Genomic DNA, 22656 nt, shown 5'->3' on the forward strand with positions numbered 1-22656 from the left:
GCCATACAGGATCGCCGCGCGGCCCTCGCGCAATGCCGGACGGGTCACAGTGGCCGTCATTGCTGAGCCGAACTTCGCGCTGGTTGCGAAACCGGAACAACTTGGCCGCTGGTGGTGTCTGACGCCACCAGCTCTATGGTCCACCGTTTCTGTACGCGGCACTGATCCTGAAGAGCTTTTGCACGGCGTTTCCTCCGTGCTCGCACGACAAAAGGTGGATGCGCGCCGGCTGATCCTGATTGCGGAGGGCCAAGCGGCCCGTGCCGCGCTCGAACTCGTGCTGCAAGGAGCCATCGACTGTGCGGGCCTCCTTGCGATCGCCGTCCCCTGCGCGGCGCTGTCCTTTCGCATCGTGGCCACCGCCACTGCCATCCGGCTTGTCGTGCGGCGCGAGGATAGTTCGGCCGATCTTATTGCCGCGCTACGCGCCGCCGATATCGACACGCGGATCATCGGGTTCGATTCGACCACAGCGAACGGCGCACGAGCCGCGGCGAGCGCGGCCGAAACCTTCGTCCTGGAGCTGGTCGCGAATGCCAACCGCCAAAACCGCCATCATGGAGCGTGAAGCGATGCTGTCCGGAAAGACCTTTGTCCTCATTGGCGCGGCTCTCCTGATTGGCGCCGGGGCCAGCGCGTATGTCCTGCACGCGCATGCGCCAAGTCATGCGGCTGAGCCCAAGGCCCCATCGACGGCCGTGCCGGCCGTTCCGGTGACGGCCGCGCACGCGCGTAAGGGCGATGTTCCCATCGTACTCGAGGGCCTCGGCACCGTGACGCCGATCAACACCGCAACCATCCGCACTCAGGTCCAGGGCACGCTCGACAGCGTCGATTTCATCGAGGGGCAGAACGTGAAGCGCGGCGATGTGCTGGCGAAGATCGATCCGCGCGTATTCGAGGCGCAGGTCGACCAGGCGGAGGCCGCCCTCGCCCGCGATCAGGCGAGCTTGAAGAATGCGCAAGTCAACCTCGCGCGGACGCAGCCGCTCGCCGCCCGCGGATTTGCCACCCAGCAATTGCTCGATACCCAGGATTCCCAGGTGGCGCAGGGCCAGGGCACGGTCGCGCTCGACAAGGCGGCGCTGGAGGCCGCGCAAACGCAGTTGAGCTACACCACGATTACTGCGCCCTTCGACGGGGTCACCGGCATCCGTCACATCGATCCCGGGAACATCGTGCACCCGACCGACACGACCGGACTTGTGATCCTCACGCAACTTGAGCCGATCTCGATCATCTTCACCCTACCCTCGACCGACATTCCCGACGTGCAGAAAGCGATCGCGTCCGGCGAGGCGTCAGTCGACGCGTATGACGCGGCCAACACGCACAAGCTCGACCATGGCAGCCTGATGCTGATCGACAATCAGGTGGACGCGTCCACCGGCACGGTGCAGCTGAAGGCTTCCTTTCCGAATGAAAAGAAGAACCTCTGGCCGGGATCGTTCGTCAACATCCACCTCACGATCGCGATCCGCCGTGACGCCGTGACAGTGCCGCTCACCGCCGTTCAGCAGGGGCCACACGGCGCCTTCGTCTACGTCGTCGATGCGAAGCATATCGTGAGCGCACGCGACATCAAGGCCGGCCAGTCGCGCGAAGACAAGGTGCTGGTCGACCAGGGCCTGTCCGGAGATGAAACCGTCGTCTCCGCCGGCCAGTACCGGCTGAAGCCGGGGACATCGGTCGAAATCGTCCCGGACAATCGCAAGGAAGTGGTCCAGAACGCTACCACCGCAAGCGCAGGCATGCTGCCATGAGCATCTCCCAAGGCTTCATTCGCAAACCCGTCGCCACTGCCTTCCTCGCGATCGGCATCACGCTGATCGGCCTGGTTGCCTTTGTCCGGTTGCCTGTTTCGGCTCTGCCGTCCGTGGACACGCCGACGATCCAGGTCACCGCGCAACTGCCCGGCGCCGACCCGCAGACCATGGGATCGTCGGTCGCCACGCCATTGGAGCGACAGTTCGGGCAGATCGCGGGCCTGGCCGCCATGACCTCGTCAAGCGGCTTCGGCAACACCGAGATCACCCTGCAATTCGCGCTGAACCGCAGCACCGACGCGGCCGCGCAGGACGTGCAGGCCGCGATCAACGCGGCGGCCGGTCAATTGCCGAAGACCATGCCGTCGCCGCCGATCTTCCGCAAGGTCAATCCGGCCGACGTGCCGGTGCTCCTGATCGCATTGACGTCGGACACCGAGCCGCTCACCAAGGTCGACGACTACGCCGACAGCATTTTGGCGCAAAAGCTGTCGCAGGTTCCGGGCGTGTCGCTGGTCACGATCGGTGGCATGCAAAAGCCCTCGATCCGAGTCCAGGTCAATCCGGCAAAGCTTGCGGCGGCAGGCCTCGACCTCGAGCAATTGCGCGCGACGCTCGGCAACGTCAGCGTCAACCAGCCCAAGGGCGTGCTCTACGGCAATGAACAAGCCTACACGCTCGCGACCAACGATCAGGTGCTCACTGCCAAGGGCTATGAGGATCTGATCATCGCCTATCGGAACGGCGCGCCGGTGCGGCTGCGCGACATCGGCCATGCCGAAGTCGCGGCGGAGGATTTGACGCTGCACGGCTGGTACAACGACAAGCCCGCGGTGGTCCTCGCCATTCAGCGCCAGCCGGGCGCCAACGTGATCAACACGGTGGACGGCATCAAGAAGCTGCTGCCGCAGCTTGAGGCGGGCCTGCCCTCGGATATCCAGGTCACGATCGCATCGGACCGCACGCAGACCATCCGCGCCAGTGTCGCCGACGTGCAATTCACGCTGCTCCTGACCATCGCGCTCGTGGTCGGCGTCATCTTCCTGTTCCTGCGCAATTTCTGGGCGACCGTCATTCCCGCGATTTCAGTGCCGATCTCGCTGATCGGCACGTTCGGCGTGATGTATCTGTTGAACTACAGCCTCGACAATCTGTCGCTGATGGGTCTTTCGATCGCCGTCGGCTTCGTCGTCGACGATGCCATCGTCATGATCGAGAACATCTCGCGGCATATCGAGGAGGGGCTGCCACCGCTGCAGGCCGCACTGAAGGGTGCCGGCGAGATCGGGTTCACCATCATCTCGATCTCGGTGTCGTTGGTTGCGGTGTTCATTCCCCTGCTCCTGATGGGCGGTGTGATCGGACGGATGTTCCAGGAATTTGCGGTCACCGTGTGCGTTGCGATCGCGGTCTCCGTTATCGTCTCCGTGACGTTGACGCCGATGATGTGCGCTTACCTGCTCTCGAGCCACGGCGCAGGCGCGGGCGTGGTTTCGCGGACGCTGGAGTGCGGATTCGTGGCGATCCAGCGCGGCTATGAGGCTATCCTATCCGTTGCGTTGCGCTTCAAGCCTGCGACGCTGGCGGTCATGCTTGCGAGCGTCGTGGCAACGGGCGTGCTGTTCGCCGGCATTCCCAAGGGATTCTTTCCCCAGCAGGACACCGGCATGATCACCGGCATCACGGAAGCTTCGGCCGACGTCTCGCCGACACAGATGGCGGAGCTGCAGCGGAGCGTGATCGACGTGATCGCGAAGGATCCTTCGGTCGCCAATGCCACCGGTTACATCGGCCCGGGCGGACCGACCGTGACGGAGAATAACGGCCGCCTGTTCGTACTGTTGAAGCCGCGGAACGAGCGCCAGTTCAGCGCCGACGAGGTGATCCGACAGCTCGATACCAAGCTCGCCAAGCTCCAGGGGATCGCCGTGTTCATGCAGGCGACGCAGGACATCAATCTCGCCAGCCGCCTCTCCAAGACCCAGTATCAGTTCACGCTCACGGATGTGAACCAGGACGAGCTGAACAGCTGGGCCGGCAAGCTGTTCGAGAAACTGAGAAAGCGGCCGGAGCTCGCCGACGTCGCCAGCGACCAGGCCAACGCCGCGCGTCAGCTCAAGCTCAAGATCGACCGCGATGCCGCCTCCCGCCTCGGCATCGATCCGTCGGCGGTGGACAATACGCTCTATGATGCATTCGGCCAGCGTCACGTCGCCCAGCTCTTCACCACGCTGAACACCTATTACGTCATCCTCGAGGTGGATCCGTCGTTCCAGTCCGGCCCCTATGCGCTGAATCGCATTTACGTCCGCTCGTCGAACGGATCGGTGGTGCCGCTCAGTCAGTTCACGACCGTCGAATATGGCTCGGCGGCACTGGCGGTGAACCATCAGAACCAGTTTCCGTCGGTCACGCTGAGCTTCAATCTGGCGCCCGGCACAGCTGTCGGCACCGCGGTCGCCGCCGTGCAGCAGGAGACGGCCGCGCTGCATATGCCTTCGACCATTGCGACGAGCTTCCAGGGCAACGCCCAGGCTTTCCAGTCTGCGCTCGCCTCCACGCCCGTCCTGATCCTGGCTGCGATTGTCGCGGTCTATCTCATCCTCGGCATGCTCTATGAAAGCACGATCCATCCGATCACGATCCTGTCGACGCTACCGTCGGCCGGACTCGGTGCGCTCATGGCGCTCTGGACTTTCGGCCTCGGGCTCGACGTCATCGGGCTGATCGGGATCATTCTCCTGATCGGCCTCGTGCAAAAGAACGGCATCATGCTGATCGATTTCGCGCTTCAAGCCGAGCGCCATCGGGGACTTTCGGCCGAACAATCCGCGCTGGAAGCCTGCAAGGCCAGATTCCGTCCGATCCTGATGACCACCATGTGCGCGATGCTCGGAGGGGTTCCGCTGATGATCGGCACGGGGACCGGATCGGAATTGCGGCAACCGCTCGGCTTCGCGATCGTCGGCGGCCTGATCGTTTCCCAGCTCTTGACGCTGTTCACGACTCCAGTCGTCTACATCTACCTCCAGAACGTCAGCGACTGGTTCGCGCGTAAGCGCACGGCGCATCGCTCTCCCCGTCCCGCGGTCAATCCGGAGCTTGCAGGATGAGCGCTGAGACGAAGGATGGCATGAGGGCCCGGAATGGCACGCCGTCGGTCCGCACGCGTATCGTCCCAGAGTTCACGGCCGCGTTCTGGAGTTACTGGCTCCTCGCAGCCACAGCTGGCGAGATCGCGGGCCACGCACTCAATCATATCTACCTTCACCGCTCGGGAAGAGTGATCGTCGTACTAATGCTGTGCTTTGTTGCGATGTCGATATTGCAGGGCGCGAGCCGGCGGTTTCCTCGGATGATCTTTTGGTTTGCCGCATTCCTGCTAAGTCTATTGGGGGCAGTGCTGGCACGGACAACCGACATCTCGATGGGAGGCGGCGACATCGGTGCGATTCTGCTCATCGCCATTTTGCTCATCTTCTCATTCGTGATCTGCTATCGCCTCACAGGAAACCTACCGGGTCCGATGGATGGCTCCAACGTCCGCGGCTTCTTCTGGACCACGGCCCTGCTCGCCCAAACGGCCGCCAACGCATGTGCGGACTGGATCCTCGATACTGGTGTTCCATCGGAGCACATGGCGATCGGCCTGATCACGCTTGGCATTGCAGCAACCGTCGGGCTCTATTCATGTACGCGCATGCCGCGCTCGGTACTGTTTTGGCCCGCTTTCCTTCTTTGGGGGACGGCGGCCGCGCTGGCAGGACACGTTGCTATAAAATCGATCGAATGCAGCACGCAAAATGCGGCAGCGAACTGCCGGTTGAGCGCAATATTCCCGCCTTCTTCGTTGAAAACCGCAGATCGATTTATCGAGCTTTGCGGTGACCGACAACACGTGCGGCAAGGTTGAGCTGTTCAGATCACGTTGCCGCCCAATGACATTTGACAGATCGCTCATCTGCTGCGCCGCGCAAGCTCGCCAATTCCAAATCTCCCCTTACATTCTAATCCAACTCTGACGCCAGGCTCGAAGCCCTTCAATCCAGAGTGAGTATCTGCCGTTGCCCTTCAGAACCGGAAGCGTAACCCGATGGTCGGAGCGATCGAGGCCCGATTGAGGAAGCCATTGGCGAGGCCCCCGCTGATCTGGGACCACATCACACCAGCATACGCGACGTATTTCTTCGCAAACTGCCAGTCGACTGCGACCGAGCCCGCATTCAGCGTGCCACGGCAGTTCGCAAACGCTGCGGGGTTGGTATAGTTGACGGGCGCACCAAAGGCCGGCTGGTCGTTGTAATAATAGGCGCCGATCACGTGGAGGTCGTCGGTGCGGCTATTTCACGCCCGTCCAGGCCACATGGAACAATTTGTTGCCGGCGCTGAACGCCGCGTTGTTGATGTTCGTGTTGTTGATGGCCACGAAGCTCGCGCAGACGAAGTCTCCGCCGACATCGGTGAAGCCGGTTCCGGGAGCGAGGGGATTGCTGGGCGGCGCCTAGCGGATGAATTGATATCCGCCGAACAACTGCCAGGGCCCGCGCGTGTATTTGCCGACCAGCATCACGGCCGAATTGACGGAGACGGTGGCGGTGAGAACCTGCGGCAGCACCGCCGGCAGCGTATTGCCTGCAAGCCCAATCGCCACGGCGTTCTGCGCGTAGCTGCCGATCGCGTCGAGCGAAAGCTTGCCGCCTGCGAGGTTGATATTGCCGCCAATCTGGAGCTGGTAGGTGCTGGTCGCGGCATTGTTGAGTTCGTAGCCGCCGAATTGCCAGAGCACCGCCAGCCTGAACTGGTCGATGTCGACACGGTTCTTCATCGCCGTGCTGTGGCGGCAGGTCTCAGTGTTGCCCGCGCCGCAGGTCAGGCCTTGCCAGCCGAGCGGCGAGCGGTCTCGGCAGCAACGATGGCCCACCTGGCGCTGTCACCGACAGCAGACGCCGCCTTCTTGCTGCCTGTATCGCGCCCGGCAAGCAGCCCAATGTTAAAGGCGTCCCGGGCTTCAGCCAGCGACGACGAGCCGTTGGCCTAATCCACGTTGCCGATCCGCGGCATGGCACAGGGCTTGTCTGCACCAACCACTCACCCACAAAGAATTCGTAATCGCTGCTGAGCTGCGCCAAGGGTCCGATGCACCGCACAATCCCGCCCGAACACAAAGACCGACTGATCCAGCTAGGATATATAATGGAATTGCCGGGCGAACTTCGACTAACGAACGCTGGCAGGCGGATTGCGGAAGGCGTTGACAGACAGGCACCCCAAACACCCCCGCCTACACGCGCGCCCGCGTGGTCGATTACGTGTGACTTGCGGCGATGCGGACGCTAGGTGGGCGCACGGAACCGAGCAACGGTAGTCCAAAAGAAAACGGTTGCGTATATTATATAGAGGGGCCGGGCAACCAGGTAGCCAGCGTTGTTGCGCACATGTGCTCGGATCTGGTCTGTGAGGACGTCATCCAACAACGACCGCTGCAATGCCGTCGCCGCATGCACGCATGACCACGCTTGAGGCCCGGCCGGGCATTTCAATAACGAGATCGGCCGTAATTTGGATCCGCGTACGCGGAGCCGCTATAGTTCGGGTGCCAGCTGTCAATGCGGTGGCATTGGCCGACGCCGGCCATCAACTGGCCGCCGCTCATCGCGGGTCCGGCCTCGCCTACGGCAATGCCCGCGGGCGGGGTGCAAGCACCCGTGCCACGATCCGCCGCAAGGGTCGCACTTTGTGCTGCCATCGGAAGCATCGCTGCAAGTGCGATTGCCGCGCTTATGGTTCTGAGATGTTTCATTGTTACTCCATCCTCTTTGGTTTGACCATGCCGGCGTCGATTAACACTTCCGGTCTCTATTGCGAGACCAACGCCGCCGAACGCCGGCCGTGTGACTCAGGAAGTGGGGGCGGTCTGCCGAAACTCCCATCACATTCTCTGGAGATCGTGTGAGACCTCTGATCACGAATCGCCGTCGCCGTTAACCAGCTCCGATATGACGCCCAGTCCAGTTCGTAATCTGGTGCTTTCAACTCACCGCATTCTGCGTGACGGCGGCGGCTCCCCGACCGACGGCTCCCAAACGCAGCCACGCGCCACGGCTGGCCCGGCGCGGCGCCTTGCCGCGGGCGAGCGGGCCAAAGCGGCGGCAGATGCCAATCCGGATAAGTCGTCACGCCCTATCGCGGAGGAGATCGGGGGTGAGCGAGGGAATGATGCGTCGAGCCAGGAAAGCAACTGCGTCGAATGAGGCAGTTGTGACACGCAGGATGGGTCGGTGAAGCAGGTACCGCCGTGCCACTCAGGCGAAAACCACCAGAAAGACGATCAGCTCGATCGCGACGAGCGCCGTGACGACGAGGAGGACTGCGAGCAAGTGCTTATCGATGAACTTCATGTACGTCAGGTAGTTGCCCGCATAGCTATTCCCCTTCACTTTCTCGCGAAGGGGGGCCAAAGACGCCGATCCGCCCTATCCCTTTCATGGACAGGTGAAAACCGCCAGGACGGCTCTCGTCAGCGTATCACAACGGAGCTGGCGCCGGCCGAGACGGGCGCACAGAGTCTGCACGACCACCCCATCGCTGGGCCAGCGCTGCGCAGACCATCAGTTGAATCTGATGGAAGACCATCAGCGGAAGGATCACCGCGCCCACCGCATGGGAGGCAAAGATCACCTTGGCCATGGTGACGCCCTGAGAGAGGCTCTTTTTCGACCCACAGAAGATGATGGCCACTTGATCGGCACGCTTGAAACCCAGCCATTTGCTGACAAGCCCGGTGGCGATCAGGGCGGTGGCGAGAAGGATGCCGTCGGCAACGAGCAACCCGGCAAGTGCCGACGCTGGAACCTGATGCCACAGGCCTTCGCTGACCGCCTCGCTGAAGGCCGAATAGACGATGAGCAGGATCGAGCCCTGGTCGACTACGCCGACCATACCCTCGTGACGCGCTATCCATCCGCCGATGAACGGCTGGAGCAGTTGTCCGCAGACAAACGGCACGAACAGCTGCAACGTGATCTGCCCGATAGCGGCCCAACCTGCGGCCGCGCCACCGTGATTTGAAAGCACGAGGCCTGCCAGGAGCGGCGTCACGAAGATGCCGATGATGCTTGAGGCCGAGGCACTGCAAATCGCCGCAGGAACGTTACCCTTGGCGATGGCGGTGAACGCGATGGAGGATGCACCGTGGACGGCAGGGTGCAGAGGAAAAGGATGCCGGCGTAGAGCGTCGGCGTCGCAAGCGGAGACAGAATCGGCCTGAAGGCCAGGCCGAACAGCGGAAACAGCACGAATGTCGTCAGCAGTACCAAAGTATGCAGCCGCCAGTGGCTTGCGGCCGCGATCACCGCCTCGCGCGACAGCTTTGCCCCATGCAGGAAGAACAGCAAGGCGATGGCGAGGTCGGTAAGGTGATCCACCACCAGCGCCGCCGTACCGCGGCATGGCAGCTCGCTTGCCGCGACGACCGTCGCGATCAACGCCAGGGTGAAGTTCTCAGGCAGAAACTTGGGTCGAGACATGCTGATGATCTGTTCGCCGGGACCCGCTTTGAACCAGCGCGACTCGCCAGGTTAGTGCGGGGGCAGCGGAAACATGCCCCAGTGAGAACAACTGATCCATTCGTCGTGGTCGGTCGCGAGCGCAGACGTCGATGTGGTGGCGTTCATGGTCGTCTCCTTACATTGTACGCACGATCTGGAAGTAGGGAGCGGCAAACGCGTCACCACTAAAATTTCATTCAGGCGCGCTTACTGATCGGCCGACAGTCGCCAGAGCAGACCGACATTGGCGCGCGACGATACGATTTCCGACTCTGGATCCGGCCCAGACTGAACCAGACCATCATGACGCAGCGAGACCTCCGAAAACGGCGAGGCGGCCGCCCGTTCGAGGAGCGCGCGCAGTTTCGGGTGAAGACCTTCGCCGCGCGATGCCGCGAAGGCGCTGAACTGATGAAAAGAGCACATGCCAGAACTCCTGGGCTGCGGGCACTCGACAAATCAATCACGGACCGCACAACCTGGTTTTGGACCGCGCGCAACGTTGTCGATAGAGTGGAAGTATGAGTCCGCGCTCAGATTTCGATTAAATACGAATTCATTCGCTGGCACGGCGGCCGAACTCACGTGGGGAGTCAGCTCGCGGCGATGACACCACACGCCATGCGAGGCGTCGCGTCTCGGCCAGAGCGTCGCTCAACGCCGATCCGCGCTCGTCGACGGGGCGCATGCCACCACGACGAGCTTCGAGATGTGGTGGCAGCTCTCGCTACCTGCGAACAGAAGGATTGGTGTTGCGCCAAGTGGGCACTGCGTTTGTCACGCCTACCGAAGGCCAGTTGTACGACCCCACCGAGGGTGCGGTGACAGTTCCGACAGACGTTCCGGATGTCCCATAGGTCCCGGATGGCGATGTCGACAGTCCGGACGTCCCATAGGCAGCAGATTGCATTGTCGACACATCGTGCCTCAAATATTTGTAGCTCTTCCCTTCCGCAGCAAAGGGCGCAATCGCGAGCCCTACAGTTACGAAGGCGGCAGTCACAAATTTGGTTGTCATCATGATCGGTCCTCTCTCGTGAGACATAGGGAGCAACGCCCGTTCTACACGGCTCGACATCCTAAATTCTTGTTCAACAAGGGTAAGCGCATGGGGTGGCGGTCCGCTATACGTGAGGCCGCCAATCAGATGGCGCGCGCCTGCCTGCGAACCTCATTCGCAATCGCTCCCTTCTGACGCCCGCCTCTGCTCAGGTCCAGCCCGCTCAGGCGATCACATCGATGAACGTTGAGCTCCCACCGGGCGATGCCCTATTTCGGGGCGGATCCGGCGCGGACGCCATCAACAGCAGCCTGGCCTGTCACTCCGCAGACATGGTGCTGAACCAACCTGCTCTCTCCATGTCCGCCTGGGACTCCCGAGGTCCACAAGATGATCAAGGCTTACAAAGCGCCCATCGACGAGGGCGATGTGCCCACTATCGTCGATTGTCTGGTCAGCACAAAGGGAGCGAACTAACGTCAGGCCTGCGACCAGGACGAACTGGCGTTGTCGAGCCAGCGTTCGGTGTCTTCGTTGCTCCAGCCGGGGACGGCGAATCGCGGTCCGACAGCCGGTAATGCGCTCGGATTTGCCAATCGATGTCTCTGCACGTGCAGACGTGCAGCCGCGTGCGATGGTTCACGAGTTGCCGCAGACGCAGTCCCACACGACGCCAGGAAGAGACCAAACATCAGCAGATAGCGCATCGAATAGCTCCACAAATCATCTTCAGCATCGTGTGCGCATGACCGGCGAACGGCCGGGCTCTAGGGGTCCATTCCAACCGATTGTCCACCGAACTTGGACGGATCGTTATAGCTGGGCGTATCGTTGTAGGCGATCGGCGGTCGAGGGCCTGCATAGGCTCCCCTCCGGATGACGAAGTCACCCAGCGACACGACCGGCTCATGATGACCCACGGCCCGATGCCGTGCGTGCGCTCCATGGATGGGAGCCGCGCTTGCACAGGCGGTCAGCGGAATCAGAAAGCCAACAGTCAAGAGAGAACGCATCGCAGTCTTCTCCAATTGCTACCTTCCGGAGGTAGGACGTGCCGCTCGTCATCCCAATCCGGGCAGTTGCGCGACGTATCACATTGCCGGCATCGTTCCGGATGGCGCGAACGATCGATTTCATCACCTCCAGAACTGCGCAACGAGCGGCACCAGATTCCAACCAGGACGCCGTTGAGCCCGATGCCAAGCGCGGCGAATGCGGCTCCAGGCTCGCTGCGTGCAGCCACCTGCGCGGCGGCGATGCCGCTGCCCGCAACTCCGGCGGCGAGGCCATGGGCCCGCCAGTCGTTGACGTTCAACCTGGTCAGCATCGTCCGACCAACAACGGCCGCCACGATGCCGCCGACGATCGCGAGCGCGGCTGTCAGGGCCGGAACGCCGCCGATCTGGCTCGACACCGCGGCGGCGACGGGAGTGGTCGCGGCCTTCGGCGCCATGGACAGCGCAACCGTGCGCGAACCTCCGAACAACCACACGAGGCCAAGGCCGCTGATCGTGGATGTCACGGAGCCCGCAAACAACGCAAGCCCGACGCCCGCAAGATTCTCCTTCACGAGGCGGGCGCTTCGCGCCAGAGGAATAGCCAGGGCGACTGTTGCCGGCCCGAGCAGGAAATTGATGAACTGGGTCGCCGCAAAATAGTCTCTGTAGTCGGTCCGGGTCACGACGACGATGGCCGCCACGATGATGATGGCTATGAGCACGGGACTCGCGAACGTCCCCCCCGCAAGCCCGCTGCAGCGCGTTGCCGGCCGTGTAGGCGGCCAGCGTTACGACGAGCCAGAGCAACGGCGTCGTGCCAAGCGAATTCCAGAGATGATCAATTGAAATCATCGGCGACGGTCCGGCCTGGATCAACCCCGCTCCAGACCCTGCACGGTGTCTGGCGATCGCCGCGCGGCGCGGCGACGAATGCTCCAGTGCATCACGAGGCCAGTGACTGCCAGGCTCAGCAGCGTCGATCCGATCAGGCCGACGGCGATCGGCAGCCATTCCGACCGCAACACGCCAATCTCCGCGATCAGGCCGACACCCGCCGGCACGAACAGAAGTCCCATGTGACGGATTAAGGTCTCGGCAGTCTGCTCCAGGCTGGCGATGATCGGCGACCTGGTGCTCGCGCTTTCTTTTCTGAAAGCCAGCGCGGCTGCCAGAATTGACATGCCGATCACAGCTCCCGGTACGGGAAGCCCAAGCATCTGGTGGAGCGCGTTGCCGGCGAGCTCACACGCCAGCAGAACCAGAAGAGCGGGTATCATCATTTGGCCTGGCAACCTGCACGGGTTCAGCATCCGCGGCAGATCGACCCCTCCAGCATCTTTTCAACCCGCGCATCCTCCTGGTCGATGGCAGCGTTCGTACCGAGCAACGGGCCTTTCATGGCATGACCGACTGTACCGGACGACGGCAGCGCGGTGCCCAGCGAATTCGTTCCCGGCGTTGCAGCGCTCGTGCCGAGCGCGCCGCCACCCATCGACATGCGCGATCCCATCGATCCCATGCCGCCGCGGGCGAATGCCGTGGTGGCGGAGAGGACGAGACAAAGTGCGAAGCAAAACAGGGACAACAGCCTCACGGTTCATACTCCGGGCGTTGAGGTGACCTGAACTCGAAGTAGGCGTCGGGCACGTCCGGCGCCGAGCACGATGGCGAGAGCAGTCATGACAAAGAATACAGACTCGACATTGGCGCGTTCATAGCTCCAAGCGAATTTCGTCTTCTCAGAAGAGTGATCTGCGACGCTGCACGGTCGCCGGCGGAAATGCCTACATCATACACATCAAGACAATTCAATTCGGGAAAACGCCACCAGGAGAGCAGCAGTGGTCGCAAGCCGCTAATTCTCCGCACGAATGAGACAATGGAGAATGATGATGACGATGTTCAAGACACTGATTGCTGCGGCGTTGATTTCGACGGCGTCAATCCCATCCGCATTTGCAGCGTGGTCCTTCGCCGACCAGGAGCCTGCGGCGTACGCATCGATGTATCTGAACCGTGACGTCCTGAACGGCGGCGCCCTGACGCCGGCAGGCAGGATGGGCCTCGAGCGCGCCGGCGGCGCGGCTCCCGTGTTCGCCAGCCGCAACGTCCATATCGGACCGAGATACCGCTGAGCGCAGTGTGTCGCGAAGCGTCATACGGGGTGCTGCCGCGACCTGCGGCGCCCCCCCGTTTGCTGTTCGAAGTTCCTGCATCTGACCTTGGGTCATTCGCGTCGCGGTCGCGGAAAGTGATCGCCACCGGGCCTGGACAGCACATACCGGCCAGCATGGCGAACGAACGTCTGCACACAGCTGGAGCCTTCGCATGGTTCGGGTGCTTTCGGACACTGGAGGAGCGAGTAGTCGAGCCGAACGACGTTTGAGTTGTCGTCGTATGTCGCGAAGTAGTGACCTGCTTCAGCGTCGGCGCCGCACCTGGCCAAAACGACCCTCCTGATCCCGGACGGAAGGTGAGCGATCCTTTCGGCACTCATTGGAGGATCCGGGGCGACGACCGGCACCGCATAACCGGGCGACACCCAAATCGAGACTGCGATGCAGATCAGCATGAATGGAATTCGTCGCATGCAGCACCTTCGCAAACAGCGGTTCTTTCGGGACCGCATCCGGCGATTGGATCGGGATCGATAAAGACTAGGTAGTAGACGCGCTCCGGCAAGGACCATAACGGCGAATTGAAAATCCCTGGTCCAAAGTTCGTCCGCAGCTCGAACCATCAATCTCCGCTCTCGAACGTGAATTGGATCTATCGCACCGAGTACTTACGTTTGATCTCTACAATCGAACGCGTGGGATCTTGAATGCGTACGCTCATCTGCGCGACAGCCGTTCTTCTGCTGAGCGGCAACGGCTGCCTGGCGCAAGTCTCGACCATGGGAACGACCGCCATGGCGATTCCGACAACACCGGGCGCGATCGTGTCGTCCCCGCTGGCAGGGCCAAGCCCATTCACGAGCCTGTTCTCCGCCGCGACCATTCCCGGTGCGCCGGCGACTACGCTGGCTTCTCCCCCGTTGGCGCTGGACCCGACACTTCCAGGAACGAGCGTGAATTGCGCGCCGACCGCGGTGGAGCTTTCGCCATCGGTGGAGAGCGTCACCGCCACGAGCAGCAGCGTTTCCGCGAGCCCTACCGCGGCGGGCACAATGAGCACGATGGGCGCAATGGGGACCATCACCGGCATGTCCGGGCTGGCCACGCCGATGACCGTTACAACCCTGCCGCCGACCTTGCCGGCGGCCATGCCAGTGACCATCGTCGGCAAGATCACCGGCAGCACGACAGGCACGGTGGCGCCGGCGAGCGCACTCGGCAGCTCCACTCCCGGGAGTTCCTGCACGTCGGCCCCCGGAAGCACGCTCACCAATGCTGCGGCCTTGCCTGCGTCGACGCCTGATATACCGCCAGCCCCCGCCCTCGGCACCATTCAACCGCCGGCGATCGACACCGACACCGCGGACACCAGCATCAGCCCCGCGCCGAGCGTCATGCCCACCCCGAACACGAGCGCGTGTCCCGAAAGCATTTCGATGGACCTCGCCAATCCGGCCCCGGCCAGCACCATCACCGGCGGCCCTGCCGCGACGGCGAGCGCATCCCCGCCCGCGGGCTGCTAAGCGGGAGTCCTGCAATCCTCGACAACTCGGTCGACAGGCGCGCCGACGCCGCCCCGGGCTGCGCTCAAGCATCTGTATGGCTTGGTGGACAGTGCCTTGTCCCCGAGCGCCGCATACACATGGGGGACCGCGGCGGCGAAGCCCGTTGATGCCGCCGCGCCTTCTTGGTCTACCCCTCAGCAAATCTGCGGATTGTCACCGTGATCGCAGATGCCGCCCGGCTCCTGCTCCGACGGCGCTGCTGAGTAGGCGCCGAAAGGTCGTGCAAACGGAACGACGCTCGCATGATCAACGTGCTCCGTGACGTGCCGTTGTTTCGTGTAAGTCTCGCGTGCACTGGCGGCCGTCGTGAACATCGCGGTCGCGATCAGCCCCGCCGATAGAATCTTCAACATCGTCATCAACCTTCTCCATTCAAATGCAACGAACGTGTTGCCCTATGAAGGAGGTGCGGATCGATGTAGCGGAGGCGAATGCAAGACTTGCTCACAGGCGCTCAATGAGCTGTGAGTCGCTTACGATTCCTTAATCCCGCGAACCGGGGCCGGCCAAGGCGCGCAATGCCTCGCTGACATTGGATACGGAGGCGCTTTCGCCAAGATCGGACAATACGTGGAAACATGCTCGCGGAGTATGAGGCTGCGATCCAGCGCGCCGTGCTGTCGATCGTCGCCTCGTCGGGGTTTGGCAGTCAGCTCGTCTGCGGCCCGTGAGCAGAAACCCGGCTCCCCTCCGTCAGGCTCAGCATCGGGTTGAGGATCACCTGATCGCCCGGCTTGACGCCATCGTGCACCTCGAGCTGCTTGCCGAAATCGCGTGCGATCGAGATCTTCTGCATGTGAACAACGCCATCTTTCACGACCGCGACATGCAGGCCGTTCTCATCGAAGACAACGGCATCGGCCGGTACGATCAACGACGGCGTCTTGCGCGGAATGTACAGCTCGACGGTACAATAGATGCCCGGCTGAAGCGCGCCGTCCGGATTGGGGACGTCGATCTCCGTCAGCAACGTACGGCTTCCGGGCTGCAGCGCGGTGGCAATCCGCGTGACCTTTCCCGGAAACACCCGGCCCGGCAGCTCCGGAACGCGGATGACCGCATCGACACCCGGCTGAACTCCGATCGCCTCGTCCTGCGGCACAAACACCTGCGTGCGGATGACGTTCGCATGCATCAACGTGAACATGAACGTCGAACCCGCCTGCACGAGGCTACCATTGTCGATATTGCGCTGGGTGACCACGCCGTCGAACGGAGCCACCACGCGCTGATAGGCCTTGTCCTGCTCCAGAACCTTGATCTGAGCTTGCTGAGCGGCGATGTTCGACTTCGCCACCGCCTCGGCCGCCTGCTGCGCGCGCAGTGTCAGACGGTCATTGTCGCCCTGCTGGGCAGTCAGCCATCCCTGTTTGACGAGGCCGCTGTCGCGCGCGTTGGTGACCTCAGCGAGTTCACGGCTCGCCTGCGTCTGCTGAAGGGTCCCCTGGGTCTGCGCCAGGGTGGCCTGGGCCTGCGCGATCTGGTGGTCCAGCTCGGGCGCGATGATCTCGGCCAGCAACGCTCCCGCTTTGACCCGATCACCGATATCGACGTAGCGCTTTTCGATGTAGCCGCTGGTCCTGGCAAATATGTTGGCAGCTTCGAAGGCTGCCGTCGTCGCCGGCAAGGTCACGTTTATCTTGCTGTCACTGACGCGGATGGTCGCGACCCGGACCTTGGGCACAAACGTACGCACTTGTTCGGACGTCGCAGCCAGCGCGCGCTCGGCCTCATAGTGCCGCCAGCCACCCGCAGCGAGCCCTCCGGCAAACAGGAGCAGCGCCGCTGAACCAAACACGATTGCTCCGGACCGCCGCTTGTGCCGGCCCTCTGACCGCAATAGAGGCCTGTCCGCATCGTCCGGAAGATCGAGGTCGTGGAGCGGCCGATCGGGCCGCACATCTATCTCAGTCATGCCTGCGTCTCCTCGAACACGCCATGCTGCGGCTTTCCGTCATTACCCTTGCGCAGCATGGCAAACAGATAGGGGACGATGAGCAGGGTCGTCGGCGTTGCAAACAGCAGTCCGCCGATCACGGCGCGGGCGAGTGCCGCGTTCTGCTCCTCGCCGGCACCGCCGATGGCCATCGGGATCATGCCGACCACCATCGCAGCGGCCGTCATCAGCACCGGCCGGATGCGGGTGCGTCCGGCGCTCAGCGCCGCCTCCAGGGCGGAATGGCCCTTGAGCTGCTGCTCGCGCGCAAACGTCACCAGCAGGATGGAGTTCGCCGATGCGACGCCGACGGACATGATCGCGCCCATCAGCGACGGCACATTGAGCGTGGTCCCGGTGATGAACATCATGGTCACGATGCCGCACAGCGTCGCCGGCAACGCCAGGATGACCACGAAGGGCTCCCCAAAGCTCTGGTAGTTGACGACCATCAGCAGGTAGACGAACACGGCCGCGAACACGAGGCCGATACCGAGATCCCGGAACGAGTCGTTCATGCTCTGGATCTGGCCCAGGACCTGGATGGAATTGCCGGGCTTGAGTTGCTTCTGAAGATCGCCGATCACCTTGCCGATATCGGCGGCCACGCCCCCAAGATCGCGGCCCTGCACGCTCGCATAGACCTCGTAGATCGGCTGGATGTTGCTCTGGTTGGCATTGGTCGGCACCGTGTCGCGCTTGAAGGTCGCGACGTTGCTGAGCATGCCGGGTACCGTCTGGCCACTCGCGGCCATCGACGTGGACACGGGCGTATTGGCCAGCGCATTCAAAGAATTGATCTTGTATTCCGGCGTCTGCACGGCGAGATAGTAGGGAATGCCGGAGCCTAGATCCGTCCAGAAATTCGGCGAGACCTGCACCGACGAACTGAGGCTGACATTGATGTTGGTCGCGACCGTGCTGGCGTTCAGCCCGAGCTGGGCTGCACGGGTCCTGTCGATGTCCGCATAGAACGCCGGGCCGTCGATCTCCTGCTGGAGATGGGCATCGACGACACCCGGGATGGCGGCCAGCCGCTTCTGGAGCTTCTTGGCGATTGCGAGATTATCGGTGCCATAGCCGACGGTTCGAACGTCGATCTGCGCCGGCAGTCCGAAATTCAAGATCTGCGTGACGATGTCGGCGGCCTGAAAATAGAAAGTGTCCTCCGGGAACGACGCCGGCAAGACCTGGCGCAGCTTCTTGATGTACTCCGCGGTCGGCTTGTGGCCGTCCCGGAGCGAAATGAGAATCACACCGTCGTTGATGCCGATGGTCGAGCCATCGGCAAAGGCCAGGTTGTAGGCTCGTGCGGGTAACCCGATGTTATCGACGATGAGCGAGCGATCCTTCTCAGGAATAACTTCGCGGATCTTGTCCTCGACCTTCTGGAATATGGCTTCGGTACTCTCGATCCGAGTTCCCGCCGGCGCGCGGACATGAAGCTGGATCTGGCCTCCGTCGATCAAGGGGAAGAAATCCCTTCCTACCAGGCTCAGCATCACCGCGCCCAGACCGAGTATCAGGATCGCAGCGATCGGGACGGCCACGCGGTGTCGAAGCAGCAAGCCGAGAAGCCGGGAATAGCCGTCGCGCAGCCGCTCGAAGCTGCGCTCGAAGGCGGCGGACAGGCGCGAAAACAGCCCGGTGGGGACCTCGCCCTGGACATGCCGGCGCTCGCCTTTCAACAGCAGCCCAATCGTGATCGGTGTCAGCGTTCGCGACAATCCGTAGGACGCAAGCATCGCAAACACGACGGCGAGGCCCAGCGGCGTAAACAGGTATTTGGCCGGCCCTTCGAGGAACACCACCGACGTGAACACGCAGCTGATGGCAAGGGTGGAGACCAGCGTCGGCACCGCAATCTCGGCCGCTCCATGCAAGGTCGCGTCCGCGAGCGACATGCCCTCCTCCGTCCACAGCCGATGGGTGTTCTCGATCGTCACGGTCGAATCGTCGACCAGGATGCCAACCGCCAGGGCGAGGCCGCCCAGCGTCATCGTGTTCAGCGTTTCCCCGAGGAAGTACAGCACGACGAGTGACGACAGGATCGCCAGCGGAATCGAGATCATCACCACCACGGTCGAGCGCCACGAGCCCAGGAACAGGAGGATCATCATGGCGGTCAACCCCGCCGCGATCGCGCCTTCGCGGAGCACGCCGTTCACCGAATTCGTCACGAAAACCGACTGGTCGAACAGCTCGGTGATCTTGAGTCCGGGAGGCGCGGCGGCGCGAACGGCGGTCAGCGCCTTCTTCACGCCGTTGACGACGGCCAGTGTGGAGGCGTTACCGTTCTTGATGATGCTGAGAAGGACCGAGCGGCGACCATCCTCGCGGACGATGTTCTGTTGCACCATCGAACCATCGCGCACCTGGGCAACGTCCTTCAGCAGGATGGTGGCGCCGTTCGTGAACTTGACTGGAATCTTGTTGAGATCGTCGATGGTCGCTGGCGTCGCGTTGGTGCGTACCGTGTACTGTATGTCTCCCATCTTCGCGGTGCCCGAGGGCAGCGTGAGATTCTGAGTATTGACCGCGTTGACGATGTCGAGCGGCGTCAGACCTCGGGACAGGAGCTTGTCGGGATCGATGTCCACCATGATCTGTCGGTACTTTCCGCCGGCAGGCGTGGGCAGGGTGACACCGGGAACGGGCGCAAGCTGCTGCCGGACACGGTAGATGCCGAAGTCATAGAGTTGCTGCTCGTTGAGACTGTCAGAATTCAGGCTGAGCTGCAGCACGGGAACGCTCGACGCATTGAACTGCACGACGATCGGCGGCTGGATGCCCGGCGGCATCAACGCACGAATGGAGTTGGTTGCGGAGACGATCTGCGCGATTGCCAGGTCGAGATTGACATCGGGCTGGAAATAGATCTTCTGCACCGACAGACCGTTGAGGGTCTGAGACTCCATGTTCTTGATGCCGTTGACGTTGGCGCTGATGGAATACTGGCTATAGGTACTGACGCGCTGCTCCATCTCCGGGGTGGATAGACCGGTGTACTGCCATATGACCGTCACCACAGGGATCCGGATCTCCGGGAAGATGTCCGTCGGCATCGACCACAGCGCCGCACCGCCTAGAAACAGGATCAGTGCCGCCACCACGTAGAAGGTGTGCGGGAACCGCAGTGCAAATCGAACAATTCCCATTCTTGATCCCTGCGCCGCTGTCGGCTGAGAAAACACGGCGAGACACGAAGTCGCCAGGCAGCCCCGCTCAACCAAGTTGGGATTTGAGCGCAATAACATGAAATGACGAAGCTATCGCGCGACTTCACCTTTTAGTCAGGTTTCGAGCAGCCGTGATCGGCTGCCGGTTCCTATTCACTTCGAGATGAGCATGCGCACACCGGAGCTGGGTACGCGATGTCCGTGCGCCTCACGCAGCGATTGCTTCGCTGCCTGCCCTGGCCGCTAGTATCGTCGCGCGCTTGACCTTGGCGAACGCGCTTGCCTCGATCTGCCGCACCCGTTCGCTCGAGATCGATAGCTCGCAGCTCAGCTGCTCGAGCGTCAACGGTTGCTCTGCAAGCCGTCTCGCTTCGAACACGCGCCGCTCACGACCCGTCAAGACCTCCAGCGCAGCGCGCAAGGCCCTTGACCTGCGTGTCGCTTCGTCGTGCTCCACGACAATCTCCTCTGCGTCCGGAGACTCATCGACGAGCGTCGCTTCCCATTCAGCCGATCCATCGCCGTCACCAGCCCGGGTATGCAGGGAGAGATCGCCACAGAGCCGGCTATCCATCTCAGTCACGTCGCGAACGGTCACCTCGAGCTTTTCCGCAATGACTTGCGCCATGTCGGGCGTCAGGGCTGCCGTCTCGCCCGCGAGCTTCCTAATTTCACCGCGCAGCCGGAAAAACAGCTTCTTTTGCGCGGCCGTCGTGCCGATCTTGACCAGAGACCATGAGCGCAAGATGTATTCGTGGACAGTCGCTTTGATCCACCAGATCGCATAGCTCGAAAACCGCGCACCGTGTCCCGGTTCGAAACGGGAGGCGGCAATCACCAGCCCCAAATTGGCTTCCGCGATCAGGTCGGCGATCGGAAGACCGTACCCCTTGTAGCCCCGTGCGACCTTGGCGGCGAGGCGAAGATGGCTCGTGACCAGCTCGTCAGTCGCGCTTTTGTCGCGCCGCTCCTGCCAACGCCGCGCGAGCTGCTGCTCCCGGCTACGCTCGAGCAGATCGAAGCGCTTGATGGCTGCCGAATAGGCGAGAATTCCAGCCGATTGCAGAGCTGGCACTCCGGTGACATTGGCGGTGGCATTTTGAGCCTGCATTTCCTGCTCCTACGTTGGGTCCGGCACCTCGACTGTAGGAAGACCGCGGCTGGAGCGGCCACTAAATTGGGCTTCAGAAATCTGAATTTGGGTTTAACCGGCCGGCGCGCGTCTCCTTCGCCGAACCTTAAATCCAGTTTTAATTGAGCTGATCGATTCCCCTTGGCATCTTCAGGCGAGCAACACGCACTGGTCCGCGTGACACCGATCACATTAGCTTGCCATGGAGTTCGATGTGCCCTTGTTTTCCCGAGGTTTCGTACGCAGACGCGCTATCTCGCTGGCAACCAGCCTATCGGTCATGGCGACATCCTTCGCCCTCGCGCAGGATCCGAAGCACGGTTCTGAGGCCCGCAGGACGACCGGCGCGGACGAGCAGCAGTTTCTGTTCGAGATCGATCTTGCGATGAGCAACATGAACCGCAGCATGCTGACGACGCCGACCGACGACATCGACCGCGATTTCGTCAATGTGATGGTCCCTCACCATCAGGGCGCGATCGACATGGCGCGTGCGGAGATCAAGTACGGCCGCAACGACGCACTTCGGCAGCTCGCAAAGCGAATGGTGAGCGAGCAGGAGGAGGAAATCTCCTCTCTGAGCCACGCGCTGCCGGCCGTCGTCAGTTTAGCGCCGTCGACGGGCGCCGAGATCGCCTCGCACGCACCGAAATGACGGCATCTCGCCACACGTGAAGACCTGACAGCATACCTTAGCCCGGAGCGACTCAAGATGTCCGTCCAGCCCCACGATCCCCTTCGGCAGTTTTTCGCGCATTCCGCCCCAAGCGGGAACGAAGCCGGACGTTCGGCTTCCATTGCAAGTGGTCACCTGTCGACTCCGCAGTCGACCCACCCTGAGATCGGGTTCGGAGATGAAGTCGTTCAGTCGCTGTTCGAGGCCCTAAAGGTCGCTACGCACAACAATGACCGTCAATGTATGGAATCGCTTCGGCTCGCGATTGCAGTCAGGAAGTTTGGTCTACGGACTGCCGTGGAGGGGACCGATCGAGTCTCCGTTCGGGGCCGCCATATCGAGGGGCTGCAGAAATGGCGGCTCAAACGCGTCATTGACTACATCGATGCCGACATGTCCTCGAAGATCAACTCGCGTGATCTGGCTGCGGTCGCCGGACTTAGCCGCATGCACTTCGCCTCTCAATTCCGTGTGGCCACAGGCCTGCGCCCGCACGAATTCCTGTTGCAGCGGCGTATTCGGCGAGCCGCGGAGTTAATGAGGGACACCACGATGCCGATCATCGAGATCGCGCTCTCGGTCGGCTTCCAGACCCAAGCGCACTTTACCACCGTGTTCAAGCAGTTCACGGGATGCACTCCCCGGATCTGGCGCGTCGGAAATCACATGCTCCCGCGATCCGAACTCGAGGAGGCCGCCGCAGAGCTTCCGTGACGGCAGGGCCCGATCTCCAGAGATGA

20 protein-coding genes and 2 pseudogenes are annotated in these 22656 nt (G+C 62.2%); 7 read left to right on the forward strand and 15 right to left on the reverse strand.

Annotation, left to right across the window (positions count from 1 at the left end):
- The first annotated feature begins 49 nt into the window (after positions 1-49).
- The 4 genes from NR187_RS22620 to NR187_RS22635 are packed head-to-tail and all read left to right on the forward strand — an operon-like array spanning position 50 to position 5679.
- Positions 50-568, forward strand: a complete 519-nt coding sequence (locus tag NR187_RS22620) for a hypothetical protein (RefSeq protein ID WP_256807687.1) — start codon at positions 50-52, stop codon at positions 566-568.
- Positions 534-1763, forward strand: coding sequence for an efflux RND transporter periplasmic adaptor subunit (locus tag NR187_RS22625; RefSeq protein WP_256807688.1), 1230 nt, complete (start codon positions 534-536; stop codon positions 1761-1763). Before NR187_RS22620 ends, NR187_RS22625 begins: the two co-directional genes overlap by 35 nt.
- Positions 1760-4879 carry an efflux RND transporter permease subunit gene (locus tag NR187_RS22630; protein ID WP_256807690.1) on the forward strand — a complete coding sequence of 1040 codons (3120 nt, stop codon included), beginning with the start codon at positions 1760-1762 and terminating at the stop codon, positions 4877-4879. The genes NR187_RS22625 and NR187_RS22630 overlap by 4 nt, the downstream gene beginning before the upstream one ends.
- Entirely contained in the window at positions 4876-5679 is an 804-nt protein-coding gene (locus NR187_RS22635; RefSeq protein WP_256807691.1) for a hypothetical protein, read from the forward strand. The genes NR187_RS22630 and NR187_RS22635 overlap by 4 nt, the downstream gene beginning before the upstream one ends.
- Before the next feature lie 158 nt (positions 5680-5837).
- Here the strand turns inward: NR187_RS22635 and NR187_RS22640 are convergent, their stop codons facing one another.
- From NR187_RS22640 to NR187_RS22685, 9 genes and pseudogenes are all read right to left on the reverse strand, one after another.
- On the reverse strand, positions 5838-6086 hold the full coding sequence (locus NR187_RS22640; protein ID WP_256807692.1) for a hypothetical protein: 249 nt from the start codon (positions 6084-6086) through the stop codon (positions 5838-5840).
- Between the two features lie 181 nt (positions 6087-6267).
- Entirely contained in the window at positions 6268-6591 is a 324-nt protein-coding gene (locus NR187_RS22645; RefSeq protein WP_256807694.1) for a hypothetical protein, read from the reverse strand.
- A 1700-nt stretch (positions 6592-8291) separates the two neighbouring features.
- Positions 8292-9292 (reverse strand): annotated as a pseudogene (locus NR187_RS22650) (bile acid:sodium symporter family protein).
- A gap of 228 nt (positions 9293-9520) precedes the next feature.
- Positions 9521-9739 (reverse strand): hypothetical protein, encoded by a 219-nt coding sequence (locus NR187_RS22660; RefSeq protein ID WP_256807695.1) that lies wholly within the window; start codon positions 9737-9739, stop codon positions 9521-9523.
- Positions 9740-10040: 301 nt separating this feature from the next.
- A complete protein-coding gene (locus tag NR187_RS35005) occupies positions 10041-10334 on the reverse strand; it encodes a hypothetical protein (protein ID WP_256807696.1) in 294 nt (97 codons plus the stop codon).
- A gap of 458 nt (positions 10335-10792) precedes the next feature.
- Positions 10793-11020, reverse strand: coding sequence for a hypothetical protein (locus tag NR187_RS22670; RefSeq protein ID WP_256807698.1), 228 nt, complete (start codon positions 11018-11020; stop codon positions 10793-10795).
- Positions 11021-11310: 290 nt separating this feature from the next.
- Positions 11311-12036: pseudogene (locus NR187_RS22675) on the reverse strand (LrgB family protein); the annotation flags it as partial.
- A 147-nt stretch (positions 12037-12183) separates the two neighbouring features.
- On the reverse strand, positions 12184-12621 hold the full coding sequence (locus tag NR187_RS22680) for a CidA/LrgA family protein (protein WP_306235686.1): 438 nt from the start codon (positions 12619-12621) through the stop codon (positions 12184-12186).
- A complete protein-coding gene (locus NR187_RS22685) occupies positions 12615-12905 on the reverse strand; it encodes a hypothetical protein (protein ID WP_256807699.1) in 291 nt (96 codons plus the stop codon). The genes NR187_RS22680 and NR187_RS22685 overlap by 7 nt, the downstream gene beginning before the upstream one ends.
- Positions 12906-13203: 298 nt before the next feature.
- Between NR187_RS22685 and NR187_RS22690 the strand changes: the two genes are divergently transcribed.
- On the forward strand, positions 13204-13446 hold the full coding sequence (locus NR187_RS22690; RefSeq protein WP_256807700.1) for a hypothetical protein: 243 nt from the start codon (positions 13204-13206) through the stop codon (positions 13444-13446).
- Between the two features lie 634 nt (positions 13447-14080).
- Here NR187_RS22690 and NR187_RS22695 read toward each other — a convergent pair.
- The 6 genes from NR187_RS22695 to rpoH all read right to left on the reverse strand — a co-directional run bounded on the left by NR187_RS22695 (position 14081) and on the right by rpoH (position 21219).
- A complete protein-coding gene (locus NR187_RS22695) occupies positions 14081-14656 on the reverse strand; it encodes a hypothetical protein (RefSeq protein WP_256807701.1) in 576 nt (191 codons plus the stop codon).
- Between the two features lie 105 nt (positions 14657-14761).
- Positions 14762-14902 (reverse strand): hypothetical protein, encoded by a 141-nt coding sequence (locus NR187_RS22700; protein WP_256807702.1) that lies wholly within the window; start codon positions 14900-14902, stop codon positions 14762-14764.
- Positions 14903-15127: 225 nt separating this feature from the next.
- Positions 15128-15352, reverse strand: a complete 225-nt coding sequence (locus tag NR187_RS22705; protein WP_256807703.1) for a hypothetical protein — start codon at positions 15350-15352, stop codon at positions 15128-15130.
- A gap of 290 nt (positions 15353-15642) precedes the next feature.
- Positions 15643-16791 carry an efflux RND transporter periplasmic adaptor subunit gene (locus NR187_RS22710; protein ID WP_256807704.1) on the reverse strand — a complete coding sequence of 383 codons (1149 nt, stop codon included), beginning with the start codon at positions 16789-16791 and terminating at the stop codon, positions 15643-15645.
- 113 nt (positions 16792-16904) lie between these two features.
- Complete coding sequence (locus NR187_RS22715) at positions 16905-20087, reverse strand: efflux RND transporter permease subunit (RefSeq protein ID WP_256807705.1); 3183 nt, start codon at positions 20085-20087, stop codon at positions 16905-16907.
- Between the two features lie 229 nt (positions 20088-20316).
- Complete coding sequence (gene rpoH / locus NR187_RS22720) at positions 20317-21219, reverse strand: RNA polymerase sigma factor RpoH (protein WP_256807706.1); 903 nt, start codon at positions 21217-21219, stop codon at positions 20317-20319.
- Between the two features lie 223 nt (positions 21220-21442).
- Between rpoH and NR187_RS22725 the strand changes: the two genes are divergently transcribed.
- Complete coding sequence (locus NR187_RS22725; RefSeq protein ID WP_256807707.1) at positions 21443-21895, forward strand: DUF305 domain-containing protein; 453 nt, start codon at positions 21443-21445, stop codon at positions 21893-21895.
- Between the two features lie 57 nt (positions 21896-21952).
- Complete coding sequence (locus tag NR187_RS22730; RefSeq protein ID WP_256807709.1) at positions 21953-22630, forward strand: helix-turn-helix transcriptional regulator; 678 nt, start codon at positions 21953-21955, stop codon at positions 22628-22630.
- The last annotated feature ends 26 nt before the right edge of the window (positions 22631-22656 follow it).

Source organism: Bradyrhizobium sp. Bra64 (assembly GCF_024519875.1).
In the GTDB taxonomy this organism is placed as follows: Bacteria; Pseudomonadota; Alphaproteobacteria; order Rhizobiales; family Xanthobacteraceae; genus Bradyrhizobium; species Bradyrhizobium japonicum_G.